Here is a 20,176-nt window from a genome sequence, read left to right on the forward strand (position 1 = left end):
CGAGGACGAGCCGTCGCCCTCGGCCCGCATCCACATCTGCACCGCTGTCCTGATCCCCGCTCGGTGAAAAGAGAGGATCTCGGAGAATGTCCGTCACCATCCAGCCGCGTAGCACCTGGGCTCCATACGCGTCGGAGGAACATAGGGGCTTGGCCGCCAGGGACCCGCTCCCTTCCTCCGGCAACTGGGAGCCGTGGACGGGAGGCGTCTTCCTCCATCATCGGGGCCGGTTCACGTTCAGCCCCGACAACGAAGAGGATTGCAAGGCGGACGTCGCAGCCACTTTTGAGAGCACCTTGGAAGAGGGCTATACCGACATTTACTACAATTTCATGGTCTGCCCTCATGGCACTATCTATGAAGCCAGGGGTTACGAGCGGGGCGAAGCCAACGGCGGCACCTGGGTCGAAGTCGACGGCCGGATGCGCGGCAGCAACACGGCCTTCTACTCGATCTGCGGGCTGCTCAGGGAATGGGATCAGCCGACGGAGGACATGCTCCGGTCGATCAGGAATCTCATCGCGCACCTCCGCAACGAGGTGCCCGAGGACCGGCGGGCGGGCAGGCACATCCTGCCGCACTCCGCGGCGTACGACACCGAGTGCCCCGGCAACCTCTCCCCGTACGCGATGAACGGGTCCTCCGTCGATCCCGCCGTCCCCTGGGACGGGCCACTGGCCGTCGACCCGAACGTGCTGGCGGCGCAGAAGTGGGTGAACGCCACCTACGACGGCCGTGCCGAGGGCTACATCCGGTGCCGGGAGAGCGGTCGCACGGGTTGGGCCACCGTCCTGTCGCTCACCCAAGCGCTCCAGTACGAACTGGGCATCTCCCCCACGGTCCAGAACTTCGGGCCAGGTACGTTCGCGGCCGTGCAGCACCGCGGCCATCGCCCGGACACGGAGACGAATCTCAACATCATCTGCATCTACAACTTCGCCCTGTGGTGCAAGGGATATTGGGCGTCCGGCACCCCTTACGTGTGGAACTCCACATCCGTGGACTCCCTCCAGCAACTCATCGACGACATGGGCCTGTCCGGCGCCCGCATCAACGGGGAACTGTGGGCGCGCATCTCCAAGGCGTTGCTGACGATGGACCAGTTCCGGCTGGTGCCCGGCGGGGACTCGACCATTCAGTCCATCCAGCGGCGGTTGAACCACCGCTACGTGTACGAGCGGGCCATCCCGGCGATCAACCTCGTCCCGTGCGACGGCATCTATTCGCGCGAAGTGCAAAAGGGCCTCATGATGGCCATCCAGTACGAGCTGGGGATCGCGCCGGCGGACATCAACGGGAACTTCGGCCCGGGCACCCAGGCAGGTCTCCGATCGCGGGGCGCGGGAACCCTCACCGGCGACTTACGCTACCTCTTCCGCGCCGCCTGCTATTTCAACTCCCCCACCTACAGCGGCTCTCAGGAGATCGACTACTTACCCGGGGACATCGCCACCGACGCGCAGACCGGCACCCACACCTCCTGGTTACGCACCTTCCAGCAGTTCTCCCAGCTTCCGGTGACCGGCGCCAACGACTACGCGACATGGGCGCAGCTCCTCGTGTCGACCGGCGACTCCCAGCGGCCGGCCACGGGATGCGACTGCATCACCGAGATCACCCCGGCCCGGGCACGCGCGCTGAAGGAGAGCGGTTATCAGATCGTCGGCCGTTACCTCGACGAACACCTGCCGCCGGACGACCCGTATTACCTCGGCAAGGCGCTGAAACCCGGCGAGCTGCAGAACATCTTCGCGGCCGGCCTGCGCGTCTTCCCGATTTTCCAGTACAACGGCACGCAACTGGCGAACTTCACCTACGACAAAGGCTGGGAGCAGGGCCGAACAGCCCACGACAAGGCCACCGAATTCGGCATGGGGCACGGCACCTGCATTTACTTCGCCGTCGACTACGACGCCCTTGACGTGGAGATCGACAGCAACATCATCCCGTATTTCCGTGGCGTCCGGGACATTCTCTCCGCGCGAGGCGACAAGTACACCTTCGGGGTGTACGGCTCCCGTAACGTCGCCGCCCGGGTGTCACGCGAGGTCGGCGCCAAGTGGTCGTTCGTCTCCGGAATGTCGTGGGGGTTCTCCGGAAATCTCGGCTACCCCCTTCCGGCCAACTGGTCGCTCAACCAGATCCACGAGTTCGAGTTCCAACCGGGATGGGGCCTGGACCGCAACGTGTGGCGGCAGGGCGGAGATCCCGGCGTCTCCTCCGTCAGCGACAGCCCGGAATGAGGGGTCCCGCAGTGATCACACGACGCCGCTTCATCGCCGTCGCCGCCGGCACCGGAGCCCTCACTCTCGCCCCCGGCCTGATGCCTGCCGCCGCGGCCTCGGCCGATCCGTGGGAATGGAAGGGTGACGCATCCGCCAACGGCTGGCCCATCGACCCCGGCAAGATCTCCACTCGCGCGGTCGAGGGGTCACGCGCCACCGTCGCCCTGCGGACCGGCGACGCGGCCGTGGTGCTGCTTCACGTCGCGCGGCGCTGGCACTACGAGATCGCCGCGGTGGACACCGCCGAAGGGGGCGGTCTCACCGCCTACACCAGCGACCGCACCGTCGGCGCGGACTTCGAGTCCAACCGCCTGTCCGGGACCGCCATTGCCGTGCACCCGGCCGCATACCCGCTCAGGGGAGCCGAGTCGCTGTGGCCGTACCAGGAGCTGGTGGTACGCGACATCCTCGTCGACTGCGAGGGCACCGTCGTGTGGGGCGGCGACCTCGACCCCGTGAAGATCTCGCACTTCCACATCGCGGTGCCCCCAGGTAGTAAGGCGCTCGCACGAGTAGCCCGACGACTGCGTACCGATCACCACAGAGCGACCCATCCGCTCGCCGGCGCACCCGCCGATCCGGCCAGCCTAGAACGCCGGTCCAAGGCCCGCACACTCAAGCAGGCACAAACCAACTGAGGTGCTCGCATCTTAAGACCCCGCGCAAAGACCAGGGTTGACCGAGCGGCTCAGCTGGAAGGGATGTCAGGCCGTGTCGTGAGCAGGGCGGCTGTCCAGAGGAAGACCTTCGGGTCGCCGAGGCCGGAGTCGGTGAGCCATTGGGCGGCGCGGCGGGCGTCCTGCTCGTCCTCGATCAGGCCGTCGTGGTTCGGCCGGATGCCGGTGGCTTGGGCCACGTCTGCGACGAGGCCGCCCATGCAGGTCCAGGTGTGCCAGCCGCCGTAGTCGTAGCCGACCAGTTCGAAGCCCAGGGGCCGGTCTCCGGGGCCGGGGAACGGTTCGTGCCGGCTCAGCCGGTCCGGGACGGTGCCGCCTGATGGGCCCCAGTCGCCCTTCGCCATGTCGGCCTGTAATGCGGGGACGTCGGCAGCGGCGAAGCCGGCCCCGAGCACGTGCAAACCCGGGGTGCCGGCCTGGATCATGGCGGTCTCGGCTTCCTGCGGGCCGGCGAACCAGCTGTCCCAGCCGCTGGGGTGCACACACAGCAGGTCCACGACGCATTCGCTCATCGACCACAGATGAGGGCCGAGCAGTCCGACCTCCTGCCAGTCTCGCCGATCAGAGCGAGTGGCGACCCGGTAGCCGGCGAGGACGTAGTTCAGGCTCATGGTTTTCTTCCTGTCTCGTCAGCTCTTGGGGCCCTGGCCAGTCGATCTCCTTTCCTAGGCTCCTCGATCCTTCCGCGCAAGCGAATAACCGCTACCAGCTCGCGAGGACTTCGCGGCCCTGCGGGATCGCGAGGTCGAGGAGGCCGGGGAAGCGGGCGTCGAGGTCGTCGCGGCGGAGGCTGTTCAGGCGTCTGGTGCCCTCGTCGCGCTGGCGGATCACGCCGGACTCGCGCTCTGGGTGGACTTGCTGACCGGCAAGGCGAAGGTCCTCCCGCTCGTCCCCGCCTACGTCGCCACCCTGTCGGGCACCTACAACCTGGCCCTGAGCGGCGCGGCCGTGGCGCTGATGCAGCTGTGCTCCGCGCTCGCCCAGTTGATCGGGTACGGCGGGCCGGCCCGGCGCCTGGAGCAGGCCGGACTTCCGCTCCTGGCCGCCGGGCTCGTCCTGCTGGCACTGGCCGGCAGCGTCGCGTCCCTACCCCTCGGCCTGCCGGTGATCGGTGTCGGCCTCCCGGCCACCGCGCTCTCCGACCTCGATGGAGACGCCCCCGTGCGCCTCCATCCGGTCACCCGGGCCGGAACCCCCGTCCCCCACCAGGACCTGCCCTGGAACGACCTGGTCCGGATCCGGGTGACCGGGCACCTGCCCGGTCACGCCGCCCGGCTCAGGCGGATCAGCAGGTGATCCTCCTGCTGATGTTGGTGAAGTTGCCGGCCTTCGCCGTCTCGACGTAGACCCGCCAGTCGTGGGTGCCGCTGCCGCACTTCGCCGGAAGGCCGACCTTCTTGTCAGAATCCTTGGTCCAGGTGTCGGAGTTGATGGTGTTCCAGCCGTACCAGTCCTTGCGCTGCACCTTCAGCGTCATCCGGCCGCAGTCGCCGATCCACGTGACCACGCCTTCGACGCGAGCGCCGCTCTTGTACGGAATGCCCGGACTGACGTGACACGCCAAGGCGGTGGCGGCGTGAGCGGGCTGGACGCCCGCGAGCAGTCCTGCGGAGATGGCCAGGGCGCTGATTCCGATCGACAGCCGCATGTATTCCCTCTCGTTCCTTGACTGGATGTAAGGAACGCTACGGACCCACGGTATGTCGGAAGTATGTCGCGGAGTTCAGCGCTGCAAGCCGTCCCATGACCACCGGGGGACGCTCAAGCCGTCGGGCACGTCGTCGGGCGAGTCGGGATAGCGGTTCATCGCCGTGGTGGTGGCCCAGGTGAAGTAGTCGTGGAGCACCTGCCGCAGCCGCTCGTCCGCCCCCAGGCCGACGTCGTCGATCGCCTGGTCGAAGCAGGCGATCGCGCGGCGGTCCATCTCCTCGTGCGGGCCGTTGCCGCTGTGGATGCGCAGGGCCCGCGTCTCGCCGCCGTGGGAGGCGGAGTAGGTGGCGGGGCCGCCGAGGGCCTCGGCCCAGTAGGCGGCCAGCCGCTCGTGGTGCCGGGGGTCGACCCCGTGCTTGAAGGCGTGGGCGACGACGTCGTCGGCCATCACCCTGGCATGCCACGCCTCGGCCAGGCGGAGCACGCCTTCGTCGCCGCCCGCCGCCTCGTACACGCTCGTCATGCGCCGAGTATTGCAGCCCGCTACGACACTTCCGCGATGCCGTCGAGCAGCGCCATGTCGTCGGCGGTGAGCCGGAGGGCGCCGGCGGCGATGTTCTCCTCCAGGTGGGCGAGGTCGCCGGTGCCGGGGATGGCGAGGACGTGGTCGCCGCGGTGCAACGTCCAGGCGAGGCGGACCTGCGCGGGGGTTGCGTCGTGGGCCTGCGCGACCTTGGCGACCTCCGCCTGGCCCGCCTCGTGGTGGTCGCCGTGCGGAAGGGCGCCGGGGATGGCGGCGGCGACGGAGAAGAACGGCACGAACGCGATGCCGTGCCGTCCGCACGTCTCCAGCAGCGCGTCGTCCTCACGCTCGGTCAGGCCGTACCGGTTCTGCACGGACACCACCGGCGCGATCTTCATCGCCTCGACGAGCTGCTCCTCGGTGACGTTGGAGACGCCGAGGTCGCGGATCAGTCCGGCCTCACGCAGCGCGGCCAGGGCGCCGAAGTGCTCGGTCAGGGAGCCGGGCACGCGTTCGAGCCCGGCTCCCCACCGCAGGTTGACCAGGTCGAGGTGGTCGCGTCCGAGCTGGCGCAGGTTCTCCTCGACCTGGGCGCGCAGCTCCTCGGGCCTGGCGTACTCCTCGAAGCCGCCGTCCCGCGACCGGCCCGGCCCGGCCTTCGTGGCGATGACCAGGTCCTCGGCGTACGGCTGGAGCGCCGTGCTGATCAGCTCGTTGACCGAGCGGGTGGGCAGGAAGTAGAAGGCGGCGGTGTCGATGTGGTTCACGCCCAGCTCGACGGCGTGGCGCAGCACGGCGACGGACTCGGCCCGGTCCTTGGGTCTGGGGGCGGCCGGCGTGCCCGCCACGCGCATCGTGCCGTACCCGATCCGGTTGACGGTACGGTCGCCGAGCCGCCAGGTGCCCGCGGCGGCGGCGTCAGGGGTGCTGTTCAGGTGAGTCGTCATGGGACTCAGCGTGCAGGCCGGGCTCGCCATGAGTCGCGGTCTGGCAACAAGCTGCCGACCTGCCCGGCTCGGCAGGTCGTGCGGCAGACTCGAAGGGTGAGCAACGGACTGACCCGCGTGAGCGAAGCGGTCGCGGTCGTGTACGGCGAGGAGGAGCTGTTCCGCAGGACCGCTCACCTGTTCGCCACCGTCACCGACCTGGCCTGCGCCGCCAACGACCTCGCCACCTGGGCCTACGACCATTCGCCCGAGATGCCGCCCATGTCCGACGGCTACCCCGGCGACATCCGCGTCCGCAAGCTCTACCGGCCCGGCCTGCTGCTCGACTCGGTGTCCGCGCGCGAGCTGGCCCGGCGCCGCGACAGCCTCGGCGCGGAGATCCGCATCAGCAAAGAGGAGCTGAACGAGACGATCATCCTCGACCGCCGGGTGGTGATCCTGGCGGGCGACCTCAGGGCCGGTCGGCGCGGCTACAGCGTGATCTCGCAGCCGGAGATCGTGCAGGGCGTGATGTCGCTGTTCGAGACGGCATGGCGGTCGGCGACCGATCTCGCCGTCTACGACGCGCAGGTCGCCGAGATCCGGCAGCTCGCGCCCGCCGTGCTCGACCTGCTCGGCCAGGGGGTCAAGGACGAGGCCGCGGCCCGCAGGCTGGGTCTTGGCGTGCGGACGTACCGGCGGCGGGTGGCCGAGCTGATGGACGCGCTCGGCGCGGAGTCCCGTTTCCAGGCGGGCGTCCGGGCTCGTGAGCTGGGGCTGGTGTAGTCAGCCCGCCATCGCGTACGCGGGCACGGGCTTGACCAGCGTGGCCGTGTCGCCGTCGGACGTCTCCAGCCGGTAGCCCTGGGCCTGGTAGATGCGGAGGTTGCGGGCGCTGCGGGCGCCGGTGGACAGGACGACGCGGCGGCAGCCGGCTTCGGCGGCGGACTCGGCGTCGTGCAGGAGGCGGCGTCCCACGCCCTGGCCGCGCAGGTCGGGCACGACGGCGAGGCGGCCGATGTGCCAGTCGTCGTCCACGCGGCGGGTGCGCACCATGCCGAGCAGCCGGCCGTCCCGCCACAGGCCGGTGACGTTCCAGGTCGCCAGCCAGGCGCGCACGTCGTCCAGCGACTCCCCCAGCGCCGGGATGTCCAGGGTGTCGTTGGCCAGCGCCTCCTCCACCCAGCAGCAGCGCTGCAGCACCAGGACGTCGGGGGCGTCGTCGGGGGTCAGCGGCCTGAGGTACGCGCCCGGCAGCAGGTCCGGTCGTGCGCCGGGGCGCGTGCGCTCGCGCATCGGCCGCAGCGCGTGGGCGAGCCGGACGAGCTCGTCCAGGACGCCGGCGGCGGCCTGGTCTCGTCCGGGATCCGGGCGGAGGGTCCCGCCGGAGATGGCGTCGCCGATGCGCAGGGCGACGGTGGCGCCCAGCGGCACCAGCCGCAGCGTGGTGACGACCTGCTTGGCGTGCTGGACCGACCGGGTGCCGGCCGAGGTGTTGCCGTAGCTGACGAAGCCCATGGGCTTCCACGCCCACTCGCGGCCCAGGTAGTCGAGGGCGTTCTTGAAGGCGGCGGGCATGCCGTAGTTGTACTCGGGGGTGACCGCGATGAAGCCGTCGGCGGCGTCCACCATGGCGCTCCACCGCTTGGTGTCCTCGTTGCGGTAGCGGCCGGAGGCGGGTTCTTCCTCCTCGTCGAGGAACGGCAGGTCGAGGTCGCTCAAGGCGACGGGTACGAGCTCGGCGCCCAGCTCGGCGGCCCGCGCCGCGAGCGTGCCGGTCAGCCACCCGCTCACGACGGGGCCGAGGGCGCCGGGACGGGTGCTGCACGTGAGGACGAGGATCCGCAGGGATTTCGTTGACATGGAAATGACCGTAGCTGGTATCTTGTTTACATGTCAACGAGAACGGTGCGCTGGCTCGACGCCGACGAGGAGCGCGCCTGGCGCGCCCTGCGCCGCATGATGATCGCGATCCAGACGCGCACCGCCCACGACCTGGCCGAGATCGGCCTGTCCGAGCCCGACTACGAGGTGCTCAGCACGCTGTCGGAGCGGCCTGGCCACACCGCCACGCTGCGCGAGCAGGCCGCCAAGATGGGCTGGTCGCGCAGCCGCCTGTCCCGGCACGCCACCCGCATGGAGGAGCGCGGCCTGGTGCGGCGCGAGCCCGACCCCGATGACGGCAGGGGCTGCTTCCTCGTCCTCACCGAGCACGGCCTGGCCACGCTCGAAGAGGCCGCCCCCACCCACCTGGAGTCGGTGCGCCGCCACGTGATCGACCGCCTCTCCCCCGCGGACCTGTCCGCCCTGGAGGCCATCGCCGGCAAGCTGGAGGAGCCGCCTACCCCTTGATCGCGCCCGGCGCGGCGCCGCCCGGCTCCTGCACCTCGTGGCCGGGCTGATCAGGAGCCGGTCAGGTGTCCCGCGCCCGTCTGGCCGGCTCGCCGATCAGGTCGCTTCGTCGAGCTGCTCGGCGATCCGCTCCAGGCCGTCTTTGATGAGCCGGCCGTAGTCGTCGTCGCCGAGCACGTGGATCTCGTCCCGCGCCCGCTGCAGGTGCTCGCGGGCGCGGTCGAGCTCGCCCAGCTTGCGGTAGCACTCGCTCAGGTTGAGGTGCAGCGACGGATAAAGGCCGGCCACCGACAGCGGCACCCCCGCCTCGGCCACCCGCTCATCGGTGACGCGATCGGCCGCGGCCAGCGCCCGCAGGTCCCACATCAGCTCCTCGTGCACGTCGTCCTGCACGTCGGCCATGGAGTGAGCGAGAACGCAGACGTGCAGCGGATCACCCTGCTCGCCCCCGATGTCCTCCCAGATCCGCGCGAACAGGTCACGGGCGGCGTCGCGCTGCCCGCGCTGGTGGTGCAGTTCCACCCCCTCGCCGATGCGGGCCATGGTGGGATCGGGGTACATCGGCGGCTCCTTCGCCTCGGGGTCGAAGGAGCACTTTACTCGCGATCACACCTGGCCGACGCCTTGCTCGCGGCGTAGACCGTCGTACCGGGATCGCCCTTGTCCGCCGCGCCCGACCCGATGAGCACGACCGAGGCGCCGTCGGACAGCAGCGGCAGCAGCTTCTGCACGGTGAAGAACGTCCCGCGCACGTTCACCCCGAAGACCGCGTCGAACGACTCCTCGGTCACGTCGCCGATGGTCTCGTTCCACGTCCAGACGCCGGCGTTGGCGACGAGCACGTCCACCTTGCCCGCCTCGGCCGTCACGACCTCGGCCGGGCGGGCCACGTCGGAGACCCGGCCGACGTCGCCGAGCACCCAGGTCACGCCGTGGCCCATCGAGGCCACCGCCGCGTCGAGCCGGTCCTGGCGCCTTCCGGTGATGAACACGCGCGCGCCCTCCTCGACGAACAACCGCGCCGTCGCCAGCCCCAGCCCCGACGTCGCACCGGGGACCACCGCGACTTTCGCGTCCAGCTTCGCCGTATCGCTCCCCACACCCATCAAGCTGAGTCTGCCCTCAACTTTGTCCGCTGCTCACTGTAGCGAACTTGAGGCAACCCTCAAATTGGGCCGGCGGCCGAGGTGCTGGAGGCGTCGGATGGCATCCCGAGCCGCCGTGCCCCGCTGAGCTCAGCGCGAGCGGTACCGCTGGGACGGTGGCCGATGTGGTGGTGTGCGGCCGCATCGCCTGGCCGGCACCGTGCCGCAGGAGCTCGTACGCTACGTCGGGGCGCCGAGACCACGTTTGACCGGCACGGGGACGGCGCCGGGCAGTTCACGCGCGGCCATGTTCGTAGGCCCAGGCGGCGATGCCCACGCGGTTGCGTACCCCGAGCTTGCGCTGGACGTTGGCCACGTGGGTCTTGGCGGTGCCGGCCGAGATGAACAGCTCGGCGGCGATCTCGGGGTTGGACCGGCCGCCGGCGACGAGCTTGACGACCTCAAGCTCGCGGTCGCTCAGCGGTTGCTCGCCCGGTACGCCGGTCCGGGTGGGCGACGGGGTGAGATGGCGCAGCAGGCGTACGGTCACCGACGGGCTGATCAGCGCGTCGCCTGCGGCTGCCGCTCTGACGCCCTCCACGAGGAGGGCCGGCCCCGCGTGCTTGAGCAGGAAGCCGCAAGCTCCCGCGCGGAGCGCGGCATGCACGTACTCGTCGAGGTCGTAGCTGGTCACGACGATCACCCGCATCGGCGCCGCGGTCTCAGGGCCGGCCAGGCAGCGGGTGAGTTCGAGCCCGTCCATGCGCGGCATGCGGATGTCGGCGACGACCACGTCCGGTCGCAGTTCGCGGGCGAGGGCGAGCGCGGCCAGGCCGTCCGGCGCCTCGCCCACCACCTCCAGGTCCGGCTGGGCCGCGAGGATCGTGCGGAAGCCGCGCCGGACGGCCGGCTGATCGTCGGCGATCAGAACCCGGAGGGTCATGGGAACACCGCCTTCACCACCCAGCCGCCGCCGGCGGCGCGGCCGGAGGTGAACTCGCCGCCCAGGGCCTGCACCCGCTCGGCCAGCCCCGCCAGGCCGACGCCGGCGCGTTCGGCGGACGGCAGGCGCAACAGGGCCTGGTCGCGTGCCTGGTCGTGCGCCTTGTCCTCTGCATGGTCGGCGACGGTCAGGACGACCGCTCCCGTCTCGTCGCTCACCTGGATGGCCACGCTCGATCCGGCCGGCGCGTGCTTCCTGACGTTGGTGAGCGCTTCGACGACGATGCGGTAGATCGTGGTTCCGACCTCGCGCGGTACCGGGCCGGACGGTCCGACACGCATCTCGGTGTCGGGGAAGCCCGCGTCGGCGAAACGCCGCACCAGGTCGGGCAGGTCGTCAAGTCCCGGCAGGGGCTCGGCTGAGGCGCTGTCGCCCTCCAGCTCGCGCAACATGCGTACGGTCCGGTCCATGGAGGCGAGCGCTCGCGCGCCGTCCTCCTCGATCGCCCGCAGGGCCGCCGCGGCCTCGGCCGGATCGCGGTCGAGCAGGATCTGCGCCGCCTGTGCCTGGATGACGATGGCGCTGACGTCGTGAGCGACGAAGTCGTGCAGGTCGCGGGCCAGTTGCAGGCGCTGGGTGCGGCGGGCCTGCGTGACCGCGTCGACCCGGCGCCGGTCGAGGATGCGCAGATAGGCGCCGAGACCGACCGCGCCCGCCGTGCCGATGGACCAGAAGAGGGTGAGGGCGACCGCGTCGAGACCCGAGGGCGGCGGCTGGGTGATCTGTAACCCCAGCAGCGCTTCGGAGATCGCGGCCACTCCCACCGCCGGGGCTGCCTGCCGTACGGCGGACCAGCGCACGGTCAGCGTGATGAGGGTGAGCACGGCGATCGTGTGGACCCAGGTCGATGGGCCGCCGGGGATGCCCGGATCGGCCAGCCAGACGAGCGTGCACATCGCGCCGGCCGCACCAGTGGTCGCCGTGATCGCCGGGAGGAGGGGGCGCGCCTTCGGCCACCAGGCGAGCGGCATGGCCGCGACCGTGAGCAGCGCGGGCACGGCGACGAGCGGGCTCGGGAGCGGCCGCAGGACGAGTGTGAGCGCGAGCGCGCCGGCCACGGCCGGACCGCCGGCGAGGAATCTCATGACGGCACCTTAGGGCAGCGGTCCGCGGCGGCGAATCAGCCGATCGGCAGATGTCTTCCCCTCGCCGGACGGCACAGTCTGGGTCCCGGTCATCCACGACGCTCCTGGAGGTAGAAACGATGACTATCAACTTGCTGCACAAGGCTCCGGCCGCCGGTGACACCGAACGCCCCGTCCCGCGCTGGGCGCTGCGTGCCGCCTACGCGCTTCCCTGGCTGCTGCTCCCCTCGTGCCTGTGGAGGCTGCCGTTCGCCTTTCACTTCGAGATGGGTCAGCTCAGCGACGCGCCGGTGTCGCCGTTGTGGCTCACCATCCCGTACGTGTTCGGGCTCAGTGTGCTCACGGAACTGGCGGCACTACTCAGCATCGGTCTGGTGCGCCGGTGGGGCGAGGTGGTGCCGGGCTGGATCCCGGTCATCGGCGGTCGGCGTGTGCCGCCGATGGCGGCGGTCGTCCCCGCCGTGGCCGGTGGGCTGCTCCTGACCGCGGTCTCGGTGTGGATGGTGCTCTCCTGGGTCGGGGTCTCCGGGCGCGTGGCTTATGAGAACGGCTGGTGGCAGGCGCTGGCCATGGTGTGCATCACCCCGCTCGCGCTGTGGGGGCCGCTCGTACTCGCCCTGGCCTACGCCTACCACCGGCGCCGCCGCCAGGCCTGAAGCTCCCTGGCCAGCGTTGAACGCTTGCATGACGAACAATACATTTGTATAGACTCTTGGGCGTGCGACCAATCACTGAAGAAGATCTGACGACGCGTGCGCGCATCCGCGACGCGGCGATGGCGTTGTTCGCCGAGCAGGGGGTCAAGGCCACCACGATCCGCGGGATCGCCGAGGCCGCCAGGGTCTCGCCGGGCCTGGTGCAGCACCACTTCGGCAGCAAGGAGGCGCTCAGGCACGCGTGCGACGAGTACGTCCTCGGCTACCTGCGCGACCAGGTCACCGCGGGCGTCACCGACCGAGGTCTGGACAAGCCGGAATTCATCGAGAACGTGCACCGGACCGCGCCGCCCCTGATGAAGTACCTCGGCCGCGCCCTCGTGGACGGCTCCCCGGCAGCCGCCGCGATGTTCGACGAGCTCGTCCGTGTGACGGAGGAGCATCTCGCCGGCGACGAGCGCCCCGAGGCCGATCACCGCGCCCGCGCGACCGTGCTGACAGCGATGAAGCTGGGCATCACGGTGCTGCACGAGCACGTCTCCCGCGCGCTCGGCACGGATCTGTACGGCTCCCCGGGCGCGCTGCGCGTCGGCAAGGCCCAGCTCGACCTGATCAGACCGGAATTCCTCGGCCGCGAGCTGTTCGACCGCGCGCGGACGGGCCTGGAGAAGCTCGAGGGACAGCAATGAACGCCGCAGTGCACGCCGACGGCCTGGTCAAGACCTTCGGCCGGGCCAGGGCCCTGGACGGGCTCGATCTCACGGTCAAGACGGGTGAGGTGCACGGCTTCCTCGGCCCCAACGGCGCGGGGAAGACCACGACGATCCGTATCCTGCTGGGGCAGATGCGCGCCGACGGCGGCCGGATCGCGTTACTCGGCGGCGACCCCTGGCGCGATGCCACCGAGTTGCACCGGCGGCTCGCCTACGTGCCCGGCGACGTCACCCTGTGGCCCTCGCTCACCGGCGGGGAGGTCATCGACCTGCTGGGCAGGGTGCGCGGCGGCCTCGACCCGAAACGCCGCGCCGAGCTGCTGGAGCGCTTCGAGCTCGACCCGCGCAAGAAGTGCCGCACCTACTCCAAGGGCAACCGGCAGAAGGTGGCGCTGGTGGCCGCGTTCGCCTCTGACGCCGAACTGCTGATCCTCGACGAGCCGACATCGGGCCTGGACCCGCTCATGGAGGCGGTCTTCAACGAGTGTGTCCTGCGGGAGAAGCACGATGGCCGTACCGTGCTGTTGTCCAGCCACATCTTGTCGGAGGTGGAGACGCTGTGCGATCGCGTCAGCATCATCCGCGCCGGCCGCGCGGTCGAGTCCGGCAGCCTGGCCGACCTGCGCCACCTCACCCGGACCTCCGTCACCGCCGAGCTGATCGGGCCGGCGCCTGGCCTGGCCGCCCTGCCCGGCGTACACGGCCTCACCGTGAACGGCGCACGGCTGCGCTGCCAGGTGGACGGCGACGCGCTCACCGCGGTGCTCGCTGAGCTGGCCCGGGCGGGCGTACGCACCCTGACCACACAGCCGCCGACTCTGGAGGAACTGTTCCTGCGCCACTACGAGGGAGCCGCAAGATGACCGGCACCCTGACCGGCACCCTGACCGGCACAGGGACACTGATCCGGCTCATCCTGCGCAGGGACCGCGTGCTGCTGCCCGTGTGGATCGCGATCACCGCGCTGCTTCCCGCGAGCATCGCCTCTGCCACCGCCGAGCTGTACGCCGACCAGGCCGCCCGCGACGCTTTCGCGGCGGCCTCGGCGAGCAACCCCGCGCAGCTGGCCATGCGCGGCCCCATCTACGACGCGAGCGTCGGCGGCCTGACCGCATGGACGCTCGGCTCCTCTCTGGGACTGATCGGCGGGCTGATCAGCATCCTGCTGGTGATCCGGCACACTCGCGTCGAGGAGGAGACCGGCCGGCGCGAGCTGCTGGCCTCGGGGGTCATCGGCCGTCACGCCCCGCTGGCCGCCGCGCTCGCGGTCGTGTCGGCCGCCAATCTGCTGCACGGTCTGCTGGCGGTTCCCGCCCTGGTCGCGGGCGGGCTGCCCGCGGGTTCCTCGCTGCTGTTCGGGCTGTCAACCGCCGCGGGTGGGTGGGCGTTCGCGGCGGTGGCCGCCGTCACCGGGCAGATCACCGCGTCCTCCGGTACGGCGCGCGGCATCGCGATCGCCGTCGGCGGTCTGCTGTTCGCGCTGCGCTCGCTGGCCGACCTCGGTGGTGTGGGCTGGCTGGCGTGGCTGACGCCGTTCGGCTGGGTCCGGCTGACCAGACCCTATGCCGGGGACCAGTGGTGGGTGCTGGGATTGATCGCGGTGTTCGCCGCTGCCCTGGCGGCGGCCGCGTTCGCGCTGTCCGCGCGGCGGGACGTGGCGGGCGGCCTGATCTCCGCCCGCCCTGGACCCGCCGAGGGAACGCTGCCGGGCACGTTCGGCCTGTCCGCCCGCCTGCACCGCGGCACCCTGGCGGGCTTCGCGATCGGTTTCGGAACGCTGGGCGCCCTGCTGGGTGTGGCGGCGCGCGGGCTGAACGCCCAGCTGGACACGCCGCAGTTCCGGGAGCTGGCCGCGACCCTCGGTGGAGCCGAGGCCCGGCTCTCGGACGTGTTCTTCACCTTCGTGATGTACGTGCTCAGCCAGCTTGTCGCGGGGGCGGCCCTGGTGTCGGCGCTGCGCGCCCGTGCCGAGGAGTCGGCGGGCCGGGCCGAGCTGCTGTTGTCCACCCCCGTCGGCCGGCTGCGCTGGGCGCTGAGCCACCTGGTGTTCGCCGTCATGAGCCCGGTGCTGCTGCTGGCCGTGCTGGGCGCGGCGGCGGGGCTCACCTTCGACGGCGACGTGGCCCGCGTCACCGGGGCCACGCTGACCTACCTGCCGGCGGTCTGGATCGTGGTCGGGTTCGCGATGCTGCTGTCCGGCCTGCTGCCACGGCTGGCGGCTGCCGTGAGCTGGACCGTGCTGGGCCTCTTTCTGGTTGTGGACCTGCTGGCGGAGTTCAGGCTGGCCACCGGGATCGTCCTCGACCTTTCGCCGTTCGTGCACGTGCCGGCGATGCTTCTGGGCAGCGTCTCGTCACCGGTAGCGCCACTGCTGGGGCTGACTGTGGTGGCCATCACCCTGAACGCTGCGGGGCTGGTGTTCCTGCGCCGCCGCGACCTGATGCCCTCGGCCTGAAGATCTGATGCCCGAGCCTCGGCCTCGCCGGCATCAGGCGAGGCCGAGGCCCGGGGGCAGCAGAGCGCGGATCGTGGCCTGGACGGCCTCGAGGTCGACCGCTTCGGGCGCCACCCGCCACTGTGCGTGCACGCCGATGACGGTCCCCACGAGCAGGACCGTGAGCGCCTCCGGAGTCGTGCCCGGGGGTGCCGCCTGTGCGGGGATCCGGGCCTGTACCCCCTGCCGCAGCGCCGCGTGCAGGCGTGCGTGGTGTTCGCGGATCGGGGAGCCGGTCTCCACGGCTTCGGCGAGCAGGGTGATGAACAGGCGGGTGGCCGGTAGCCGGATGAAGTCCATGACCTGGTTCAGCGCGTCGCCCGCCACGTCGGACGGGGGGAGGCCGGTCAGGACGGCGTGGAGCTGGTCGTCGAGCACGGCTTCCAGCAGGCCCAGCTTGTTGCCGAAGTGCCAGGAGATGGAGCCGCGGCTGATGCCGGCCTGGTCGGCGATGTCGATGAAGCTCGTCCGCCGGTATCCCTTCTCGGCGAAGAGCTCGGCGGCGGCCGCCACCAGGAGGCGGCGGCTCTCCCGGGTCCTTTCGTCACGTCGCTTGGCCATGGGCTCCATATAACCAGGTATGCCGGTCAGCAGAGTATGTGTCATCCGATATAGCCTATGTTGGTCAACATAGGAATGAGGAGGTTCGCTCTTGTGCTGGGTGACCTATGCGACCAGCACCGGTGACCGCACCGGCGTGCTCGCTGAGGACCTGATTCATCCGGTCCCGCCGGGTGTCAACCTGATCGAGCTGATCAGCCGGGGTGCCGACGAACTGCGCGCGGCCGGGGAAGCCGCCTTAGCCTCAGGCGAGCGACCGGTCCCGCTGGCCGGCGCCATGCTGCGCGCGCCGATCCCGCGCCCCCCGTCCGTCCGCGACTGCCTGTGCTTCCTGGAGCACATGCGCAACTGCCAGCACGCCTCCGGCGCGCCCCGCACGCTCATGGACACCTGGTACGAGATCCCCGCCTTCTACTTCGCCTCCCCGGCGACGATCGTCGGCCCGTACGACGACGTGCCGATCTCCCCCGGCAGCGCCTGGTTCGACTTCGAGCTGGAGATCGCCGCGGTCATCGGCCCCGGGGGCCGCGACCTCACCCCCGAGCAGGCCGAGCAGCACATCATCGGCTACACCATCTACAACGACTGGTCGGCCCGCGACCTGCAACTACGCGAGTCGCCGATGGCGATCGGCCAGGCCAAGGGCAAGGACGGCGCCACCACCCTCGGGCCGTTCCTGGTCACCCCCGACGAGCTGGCGCCCTGGCGTCGCGAGGGCCGGCTCGCCCTGCGCGTCGAGGCCAAGGTCAACGGCCGCACCATCGGTTCGGGTCGTACCGACACCATGGACTGGAGCTTCGGCGAGGTCGTCTCCTACGCCTCCCGGGGCGTCGACCTGCTGCCCGGTGACGTGTTCGGCTCGGGCACCGTGCCCGGCTGCTGCCTCGTCGAGCACCTGTCGCTCACCGACCCGGCCTCCTTCCCAGGCTGGCTGCGGGACGGTGACGTCGTCGAGCTGACCGTCGAGGGGCTGGGCGCGACCCGGCAGACGGTACGCGGGTCGGCGGCGCCGTACCGGCTGGCGCCCCGGCACCACCCGGACCGGCGGCCGCCTCGCCCGCGCGTCAACCGCGCCCCGTCACCGACCGGCACCCGCTCACCCATGCCGTCATCACGCACGCCGACGGCGACCACACCCACGGCAACCAGCTACTGGCCGAGAGCGTCGAGATCATCGCCGCGGCGGCGACCTGCGACGAGATGCGGCACGGGATGCCGCCGGAGATGCTGACCGCCACTCAGGTCGTGAACCTCGGCCCGGCGACGCCCTACTTCCGCGAGCGCTTCGGCGCCTTCGACTTCAGCGGCATCCGCCTGCGGCTGCCCGACCGTTCCTACGAAGGGGAGCTGATCCTGGACGTCGGCGGCCGCGAGGTGCGCGTGCTGGACCTCGGCCCGGCCCACACCGCCGCCGACTCGGTCGTGCATGTGCCGGACGCGGACGTGCTGTTCGCAGGCGACCTGCTGTTCGTCGGCTGCACCCCGATCGTGTGGAGCGGCCCGATCAGCGGCTGGATCGCCGCCTGCGACCGTATGATCGCCACCGGCGCGGCCACGATCGTCTCCGGCCACGGCCCGGTCACCGGCCCCGACGGCGTGCGCGCGGTACGCGGCTACCTCGCCCACGTGGTCGAGCAGGCTGACGCCGCCCACGCTGAGGGCCTGTCCTTCACAGAGGCGATCGAGAAGGTCGACCTGGGCGACTACGCCACCTGGCTGGACGCCGAGCGGATCGTGGTCAACCTGCACCGCCGCTACCGCGAGCTCGACCCCGCCGCCACCCCCGACCTCGACCAGCTCACGCTGCTGGCGATGATGGCCGAAAGGCATCTGTCATGAGACTCCCCAAATCCGCGCACACGTCCCTCCCGTGGCGCATTCACGAGCTCACGCGGGACTTCTCGGTCGAGGACGTGTGGTCGTTCCGCATGCCGGGAGCCGGGCCCGGCGACTTTCCGGCGGTGCTCGCGGCCACGCAGGCGGGCGGCGGGCCCGCGGCGCTGAGTAGGCCGGCGCGGTTCCTGTTCGCCCTCCGATGGCGGCTCGGCGCGCTCTTCGGCTGGGACAGGGTGTCGTCGGGCTTCGGCAGGCGGGTCACCTCGATCCGCGACCGCCTGCCGGACGACCTCCGCGCCGCACCGCGTGGCCTGGAGAGCCCTTCCCTGCCCCTCCGGCCGGTGTACGGGCTGGAGCGGGAGTCCGCGCGCGAGCTGGCGAACGGGACCGTGCACGCCGTGATGCACCTCGGGTGGGTGCCGGGCGCGAACGGCGACCACGAGTTGCGGATGGCCGTCCTTGTCAAACCCAACGGCCGGTTCGGGCGTCTCTACATGGCCGCCATCGCTCCGTTCCGGTACCTCGTCGTCTACCCCGCCCTGACCCGGCAATGGGAGCGGGCCTGGCGCGCCCACCTGGGGAGGACGTCGTGATGAGCACCGAAAGGCGGCTGCTCCGCTGGGCGGCCGGAATCATGCTCGTGCTGGGGATCGGGCACCTGTCCCTGCTGACTCTCATCAGTCGGGAGGATGTCGCCGGCTGGGTGGACCGGGGGCTGTGGGCGGCCGTCCCGCTCCTGTCCGGCGCGGAGGGGAACCAGGACGATCAGGTCGCCTTCTGGGCCGGTCCTGGCAGTTTCGCCGTGCCGCTGATCCTCCTGGGCTGCCTGGTCTGGCAGCTCGCCGGACGGGGAGTGGCCGTGCCGGCCGGGATCGGGTGGGGGCTTGCGGTGTGGTGCCTGGTGAGCGGGGTGCTGCTCGTTCCGTCACCGTACTTCGTCGGGACCATCGCCGGGGTACTGATCATCGTGGCGGGGCGGAGGTCATCCAGGGGTCCCGCCTAGGAGCGTTCATCGGCCTGTCCCGGCGATCATCTGGCACCGAGATCAGGAGAACGGGCCGGCGCGCTTGCCACGCTGTGGCGCGAGTCCTCATCCAGGGGGCCGGCGGGCGCCCTCGTCTCGCCCCGCGCGAGCCCTTTGCGGTGCGCCGCCTTCCTCCGGAGGACCAGCTCGCGGGGGCTCACCGTCTCGGCGCGACGACCCGGCTCGTTGCGATGGACCACCGTGACGACCAGCGCCGCCGCCAGCGCGGTCAGGACGGCCGTCGCCGCGAGCGCGGTCCAGGTCGCCGCGTCGGGGTGGATCAGCGACTGACCGCGCAGCGCCTGCCAGGCCGTGATGGTGAACAGCGCGCCATAGCCCAGGATGGCGACGCCGGTGAGCTGGGCGCGTACGCGTTCGTGGCGTAGCCGATCGATCCGTGCCGCGAGGGCGGTGAGAACCAGCACCGTCAGCACGAACACCTGGATGGAGTGCAGGCCGATGAAGTGGGGGACGCGAAGGTCGCCCCCTGTGGTGCTCCAATTCGTGATCGGCATGCCGCCACCGTCCGGCACTCCGACCCCGTGTCCGCCCACCAGCGGAACCGGGCTGCCGTAGGCGTCCTGGACCGTACGGGGCCCGGCCGACGAGGTCCACCCGGTGATGAAGGACGCCAGCGCCATGCCGAGGACGGCCAGTCCGAGCCCGGCACGCAGGGCCCAGGTGAGTGCCGCGTCACCGACGCGCTGGAACAGCAGCATGACGGCGACGATCAGGCTCGCCCCGAACAGCCCGAACACACCTGTGGAGAAGATCTGCTGCCCTATCAGGTTGAACGTGTCGGTACCGGCGTTGAAGTGGCTGAAGGTCCCGCGGGCGGCCTGCACCGCGATGAAACCGACGTCGATCAGCCCGGCGACGGCGAAGACCGTTCCGACGAACCACATCGTGCGCCGTGCCCGGCGCAGTTTCGGTATCAGCCAGGCGAGCGTCGCGCCGTACATGACGAACGACGCCCCGAATTTCAGCGGCTTGGCCCAGACCGACTCCTGCAGGACCTGGCGACCGTCGGCGAAGAGACCGACGCTCGCGACGACGACTAACGCGGACATGGCCGCCACCATGATCATGAGCGGCCGGTGCCACGACCGTACTTCGGCGTACGAGAGGGACAGCCGGCGTGCCGACCGGCTTGCGTACGGCGTATCTGATGTCATGTGTACATCGTATGAGCCCACCATGTGGGGAAGGCGAAGGTAACGCTCATCAGGGCGAAGAAGTGTACTAGTATGCCGATTGGTGAACTAGTACACTTAAGGCAAGCGCGCGACAATCGTCGAAGGATCGG

23 protein-coding genes and 2 pseudogenes are annotated in these 20,176 nt (G+C 70.7%); 13 read left to right on the top strand and 12 right to left on the bottom strand.

Annotated elements, in window-relative coordinates; genetic code table 11:
- Positions 1-149: 149 nt before the first annotated feature.
- Both AB0K18_RS09905 and AB0K18_RS09910 read left to right on the top strand, forming a co-directional pair.
- Positions 150-2,243: a glycoside hydrolase domain-containing protein gene (locus AB0K18_RS09905; protein WP_364912493.1), complete on the top strand. Its 2,094-nt coding sequence runs from the start codon at positions 150-152 to the stop codon at positions 2,241-2,243.
- A gap of 11 nt (positions 2,244-2,254) precedes the next feature.
- Positions 2,255-2,923: a hypothetical protein gene (locus AB0K18_RS09910; RefSeq protein WP_364912496.1), complete on the top strand. Its 669-nt coding sequence runs from the start codon at positions 2,255-2,257 to the stop codon at positions 2,921-2,923.
- Between the two features lie 50 nt (positions 2,924-2,973).
- Here AB0K18_RS09910 and AB0K18_RS09915 read toward each other — a convergent pair whose 3' ends face one another.
- Positions 2,974-3,573, bottom strand: coding sequence for a hypothetical protein (locus AB0K18_RS09915; RefSeq protein ID WP_364912499.1), 600 nt, complete (start codon positions 3,571-3,573; stop codon positions 2,974-2,976).
- A 91-nt stretch (positions 3,574-3,664) separates the two neighbouring features.
- Positions 3,665-3,793, bottom strand: coding sequence for a hypothetical protein (locus tag AB0K18_RS09920; RefSeq protein WP_364912502.1), 129 nt, complete (start codon positions 3,791-3,793; stop codon positions 3,665-3,667).
- Between the two features lie 18 nt (positions 3,794-3,811).
- Between AB0K18_RS09920 and AB0K18_RS09925 the strand changes: the two genes are divergently transcribed.
- The gene (locus AB0K18_RS09925) at positions 3,812-4,258 is read left to right on the top strand and encodes a hypothetical protein (RefSeq protein WP_364912504.1); all 447 of its coding nucleotides are present in this window, start codon (positions 3,812-3,814) and stop codon (positions 4,256-4,258) included.
- On the opposite strand, the gene AB0K18_RS09930 is transcribed toward AB0K18_RS09925, so the two are convergent.
- From AB0K18_RS09930 to AB0K18_RS09940, 3 genes are all read right to left on the bottom strand, one after another.
- The gene (locus AB0K18_RS09930; protein WP_364912507.1) at positions 4,248-4,610 is read right to left on the bottom strand and encodes a hypothetical protein; all 363 of its coding nucleotides are present in this window, start codon (positions 4,608-4,610) and stop codon (positions 4,248-4,250) included. The two genes, AB0K18_RS09925 and AB0K18_RS09930, sit on opposite strands and share 11 nt — an antisense overlap.
- Before the next feature lie 75 nt (positions 4,611-4,685).
- Positions 4,686-5,135 (bottom strand): group II truncated hemoglobin, encoded by a 450-nt coding sequence (locus AB0K18_RS09935; RefSeq protein ID WP_364912509.1) that lies wholly within the window; start codon positions 5,133-5,135, stop codon positions 4,686-4,688.
- Positions 5,136-5,155: 20 nt separating this feature from the next.
- Positions 5,156-6,082 (bottom strand): oxidoreductase, encoded by a 927-nt coding sequence (locus AB0K18_RS09940; RefSeq protein ID WP_364912512.1) that lies wholly within the window; start codon positions 6,080-6,082, stop codon positions 5,156-5,158.
- A 96-nt stretch (positions 6,083-6,178) separates the two neighbouring features.
- Between AB0K18_RS09940 and AB0K18_RS09945 the strand changes: the two genes are divergently transcribed.
- The gene (locus AB0K18_RS09945) at positions 6,179-6,847 is read left to right on the top strand and encodes a DNA-binding response regulator (RefSeq protein WP_364912513.1); all 669 of its coding nucleotides are present in this window, start codon (positions 6,179-6,181) and stop codon (positions 6,845-6,847) included.
- Here the strand turns inward: AB0K18_RS09945 and AB0K18_RS09950 are convergent, their stop codons facing one another.
- Complete coding sequence (locus AB0K18_RS09950; RefSeq protein WP_364912516.1) at positions 6,848-7,924, bottom strand: GNAT family N-acetyltransferase; 1,077 nt, start codon at positions 7,922-7,924, stop codon at positions 6,848-6,850.
- Between the two features lie 30 nt (positions 7,925-7,954).
- On the opposite strand from AB0K18_RS09950, the gene AB0K18_RS09955 reads away from it, so the two are divergent.
- Complete coding sequence (locus tag AB0K18_RS09955; protein ID WP_364912519.1) at positions 7,955-8,413, top strand: MarR family transcriptional regulator; 459 nt, start codon at positions 7,955-7,957, stop codon at positions 8,411-8,413.
- Positions 8,414-8,509: 96 nt separating this feature from the next.
- Here the strand turns inward: AB0K18_RS09955 and AB0K18_RS09960 are convergent, their stop codons facing one another.
- From AB0K18_RS09960 to AB0K18_RS09975, 4 genes are all read right to left on the bottom strand, one after another.
- The gene (locus AB0K18_RS09960) at positions 8,510-8,974 is read right to left on the bottom strand and encodes a hypothetical protein (RefSeq protein ID WP_364912522.1); all 465 of its coding nucleotides are present in this window, start codon (positions 8,972-8,974) and stop codon (positions 8,510-8,512) included.
- Positions 8,975-9,009: 35 nt separating this feature from the next.
- Positions 9,010-9,513 carry an SDR family NAD(P)-dependent oxidoreductase gene (locus AB0K18_RS09965; protein WP_364912524.1) on the bottom strand — a complete coding sequence of 168 codons (504 nt, stop codon included), beginning with the start codon at positions 9,511-9,513 and terminating at the stop codon, positions 9,010-9,012.
- A 280-nt stretch (positions 9,514-9,793) separates the two neighbouring features.
- On the bottom strand, positions 9,794-10,441 hold the full coding sequence (locus tag AB0K18_RS09970; RefSeq protein ID WP_364912527.1) for a response regulator transcription factor: 648 nt from the start codon (positions 10,439-10,441) through the stop codon (positions 9,794-9,796).
- Positions 10,438-11,586 (bottom strand): histidine kinase, encoded by a 1,149-nt coding sequence (locus tag AB0K18_RS09975; protein ID WP_364912530.1) that lies wholly within the window; start codon positions 11,584-11,586, stop codon positions 10,438-10,440. The genes AB0K18_RS09970 and AB0K18_RS09975 overlap by 4 nt, the downstream gene beginning before the upstream one ends.
- Before the next feature lie 119 nt (positions 11,587-11,705).
- Here AB0K18_RS09975 and AB0K18_RS09980 point away from each other — a divergent pair, with 119 nt between their 5' ends.
- The 4 genes from AB0K18_RS09980 to AB0K18_RS09995 all read left to right on the top strand — a co-directional run bounded on the left by AB0K18_RS09980 (position 11,706) and on the right by AB0K18_RS09995 (position 15,410).
- Complete coding sequence (locus tag AB0K18_RS09980; RefSeq protein WP_364912533.1) at positions 11,706-12,242, top strand: hypothetical protein; 537 nt, start codon at positions 11,706-11,708, stop codon at positions 12,240-12,242.
- A 62-nt stretch (positions 12,243-12,304) separates the two neighbouring features.
- The gene (locus AB0K18_RS09985; protein ID WP_364912536.1) at positions 12,305-12,931 is read left to right on the top strand and encodes a TetR/AcrR family transcriptional regulator; all 627 of its coding nucleotides are present in this window, start codon (positions 12,305-12,307) and stop codon (positions 12,929-12,931) included.
- Positions 12,928-13,818, top strand: coding sequence for an ABC transporter ATP-binding protein (locus AB0K18_RS09990; protein ID WP_364912539.1), 891 nt, complete (start codon positions 12,928-12,930; stop codon positions 13,816-13,818). The genes AB0K18_RS09985 and AB0K18_RS09990 overlap by 4 nt, the downstream gene beginning before the upstream one ends.
- Positions 13,815-15,410, top strand: coding sequence for an ABC transporter permease (locus AB0K18_RS09995; RefSeq protein WP_364912542.1), 1,596 nt, complete (start codon positions 13,815-13,817; stop codon positions 15,408-15,410). Before AB0K18_RS09990 ends, AB0K18_RS09995 begins: the two co-directional genes overlap by 4 nt.
- A 33-nt stretch (positions 15,411-15,443) precedes the next feature.
- Here the strand turns inward: AB0K18_RS09995 and AB0K18_RS10000 are convergent, their stop codons facing one another.
- Positions 15,444-16,010: a TetR family transcriptional regulator gene (locus tag AB0K18_RS10000; protein ID WP_364912545.1), complete on the bottom strand. Its 567-nt coding sequence runs from the start codon at positions 16,008-16,010 to the stop codon at positions 15,444-15,446.
- A gap of 340 nt (positions 16,011-16,350) precedes the next feature.
- Here AB0K18_RS10000 and AB0K18_RS10005 point away from each other — a divergent pair.
- The 4 genes and pseudogenes from AB0K18_RS10005 to AB0K18_RS10020 all read left to right on the top strand — a co-directional run.
- Positions 16,351-16,947, top strand: a pseudogene (locus AB0K18_RS10005) (fumarylacetoacetate hydrolase family protein); the annotation flags it as partial.
- Between the two features lie 167 nt (positions 16,948-17,114).
- Positions 17,115-17,849: pseudogene (locus AB0K18_RS10010) on the top strand (MBL fold metallo-hydrolase); the annotation flags it as partial.
- Positions 17,846-18,439: a DUF2867 domain-containing protein gene (locus AB0K18_RS10015; protein ID WP_364912547.1), complete on the top strand. Its 594-nt coding sequence runs from the start codon at positions 17,846-17,848 to the stop codon at positions 18,437-18,439. The pseudogene AB0K18_RS10010 and the gene AB0K18_RS10015, both read left to right, overlap by 4 nt.
- Entirely contained in the window at positions 18,439-18,849 is a 411-nt protein-coding gene (locus AB0K18_RS10020) for a DUF6463 family protein (protein ID WP_364912550.1), read from the top strand. The genes AB0K18_RS10015 and AB0K18_RS10020 overlap by 1 nt, the downstream gene beginning before the upstream one ends.
- A gap of 26 nt (positions 18,850-18,875) precedes the next feature.
- Here AB0K18_RS10020 and AB0K18_RS10025 read toward each other — a convergent pair whose 3' ends face one another.
- A complete protein-coding gene (locus AB0K18_RS10025) occupies positions 18,876-20,045 on the bottom strand; it encodes a hypothetical protein (protein ID WP_364912553.1) in 1,170 nt (389 codons plus the stop codon).
- Positions 20,046-20,176: the final 131 nt, after the last annotated feature.

The organism is Nonomuraea sp. NPDC049421, assembly GCF_040677005.1.
Taxonomy (GTDB): Bacteria; Actinomycetota; Actinomycetes; order Streptosporangiales; family Streptosporangiaceae; genus Nonomuraea; species Nonomuraea salmonea.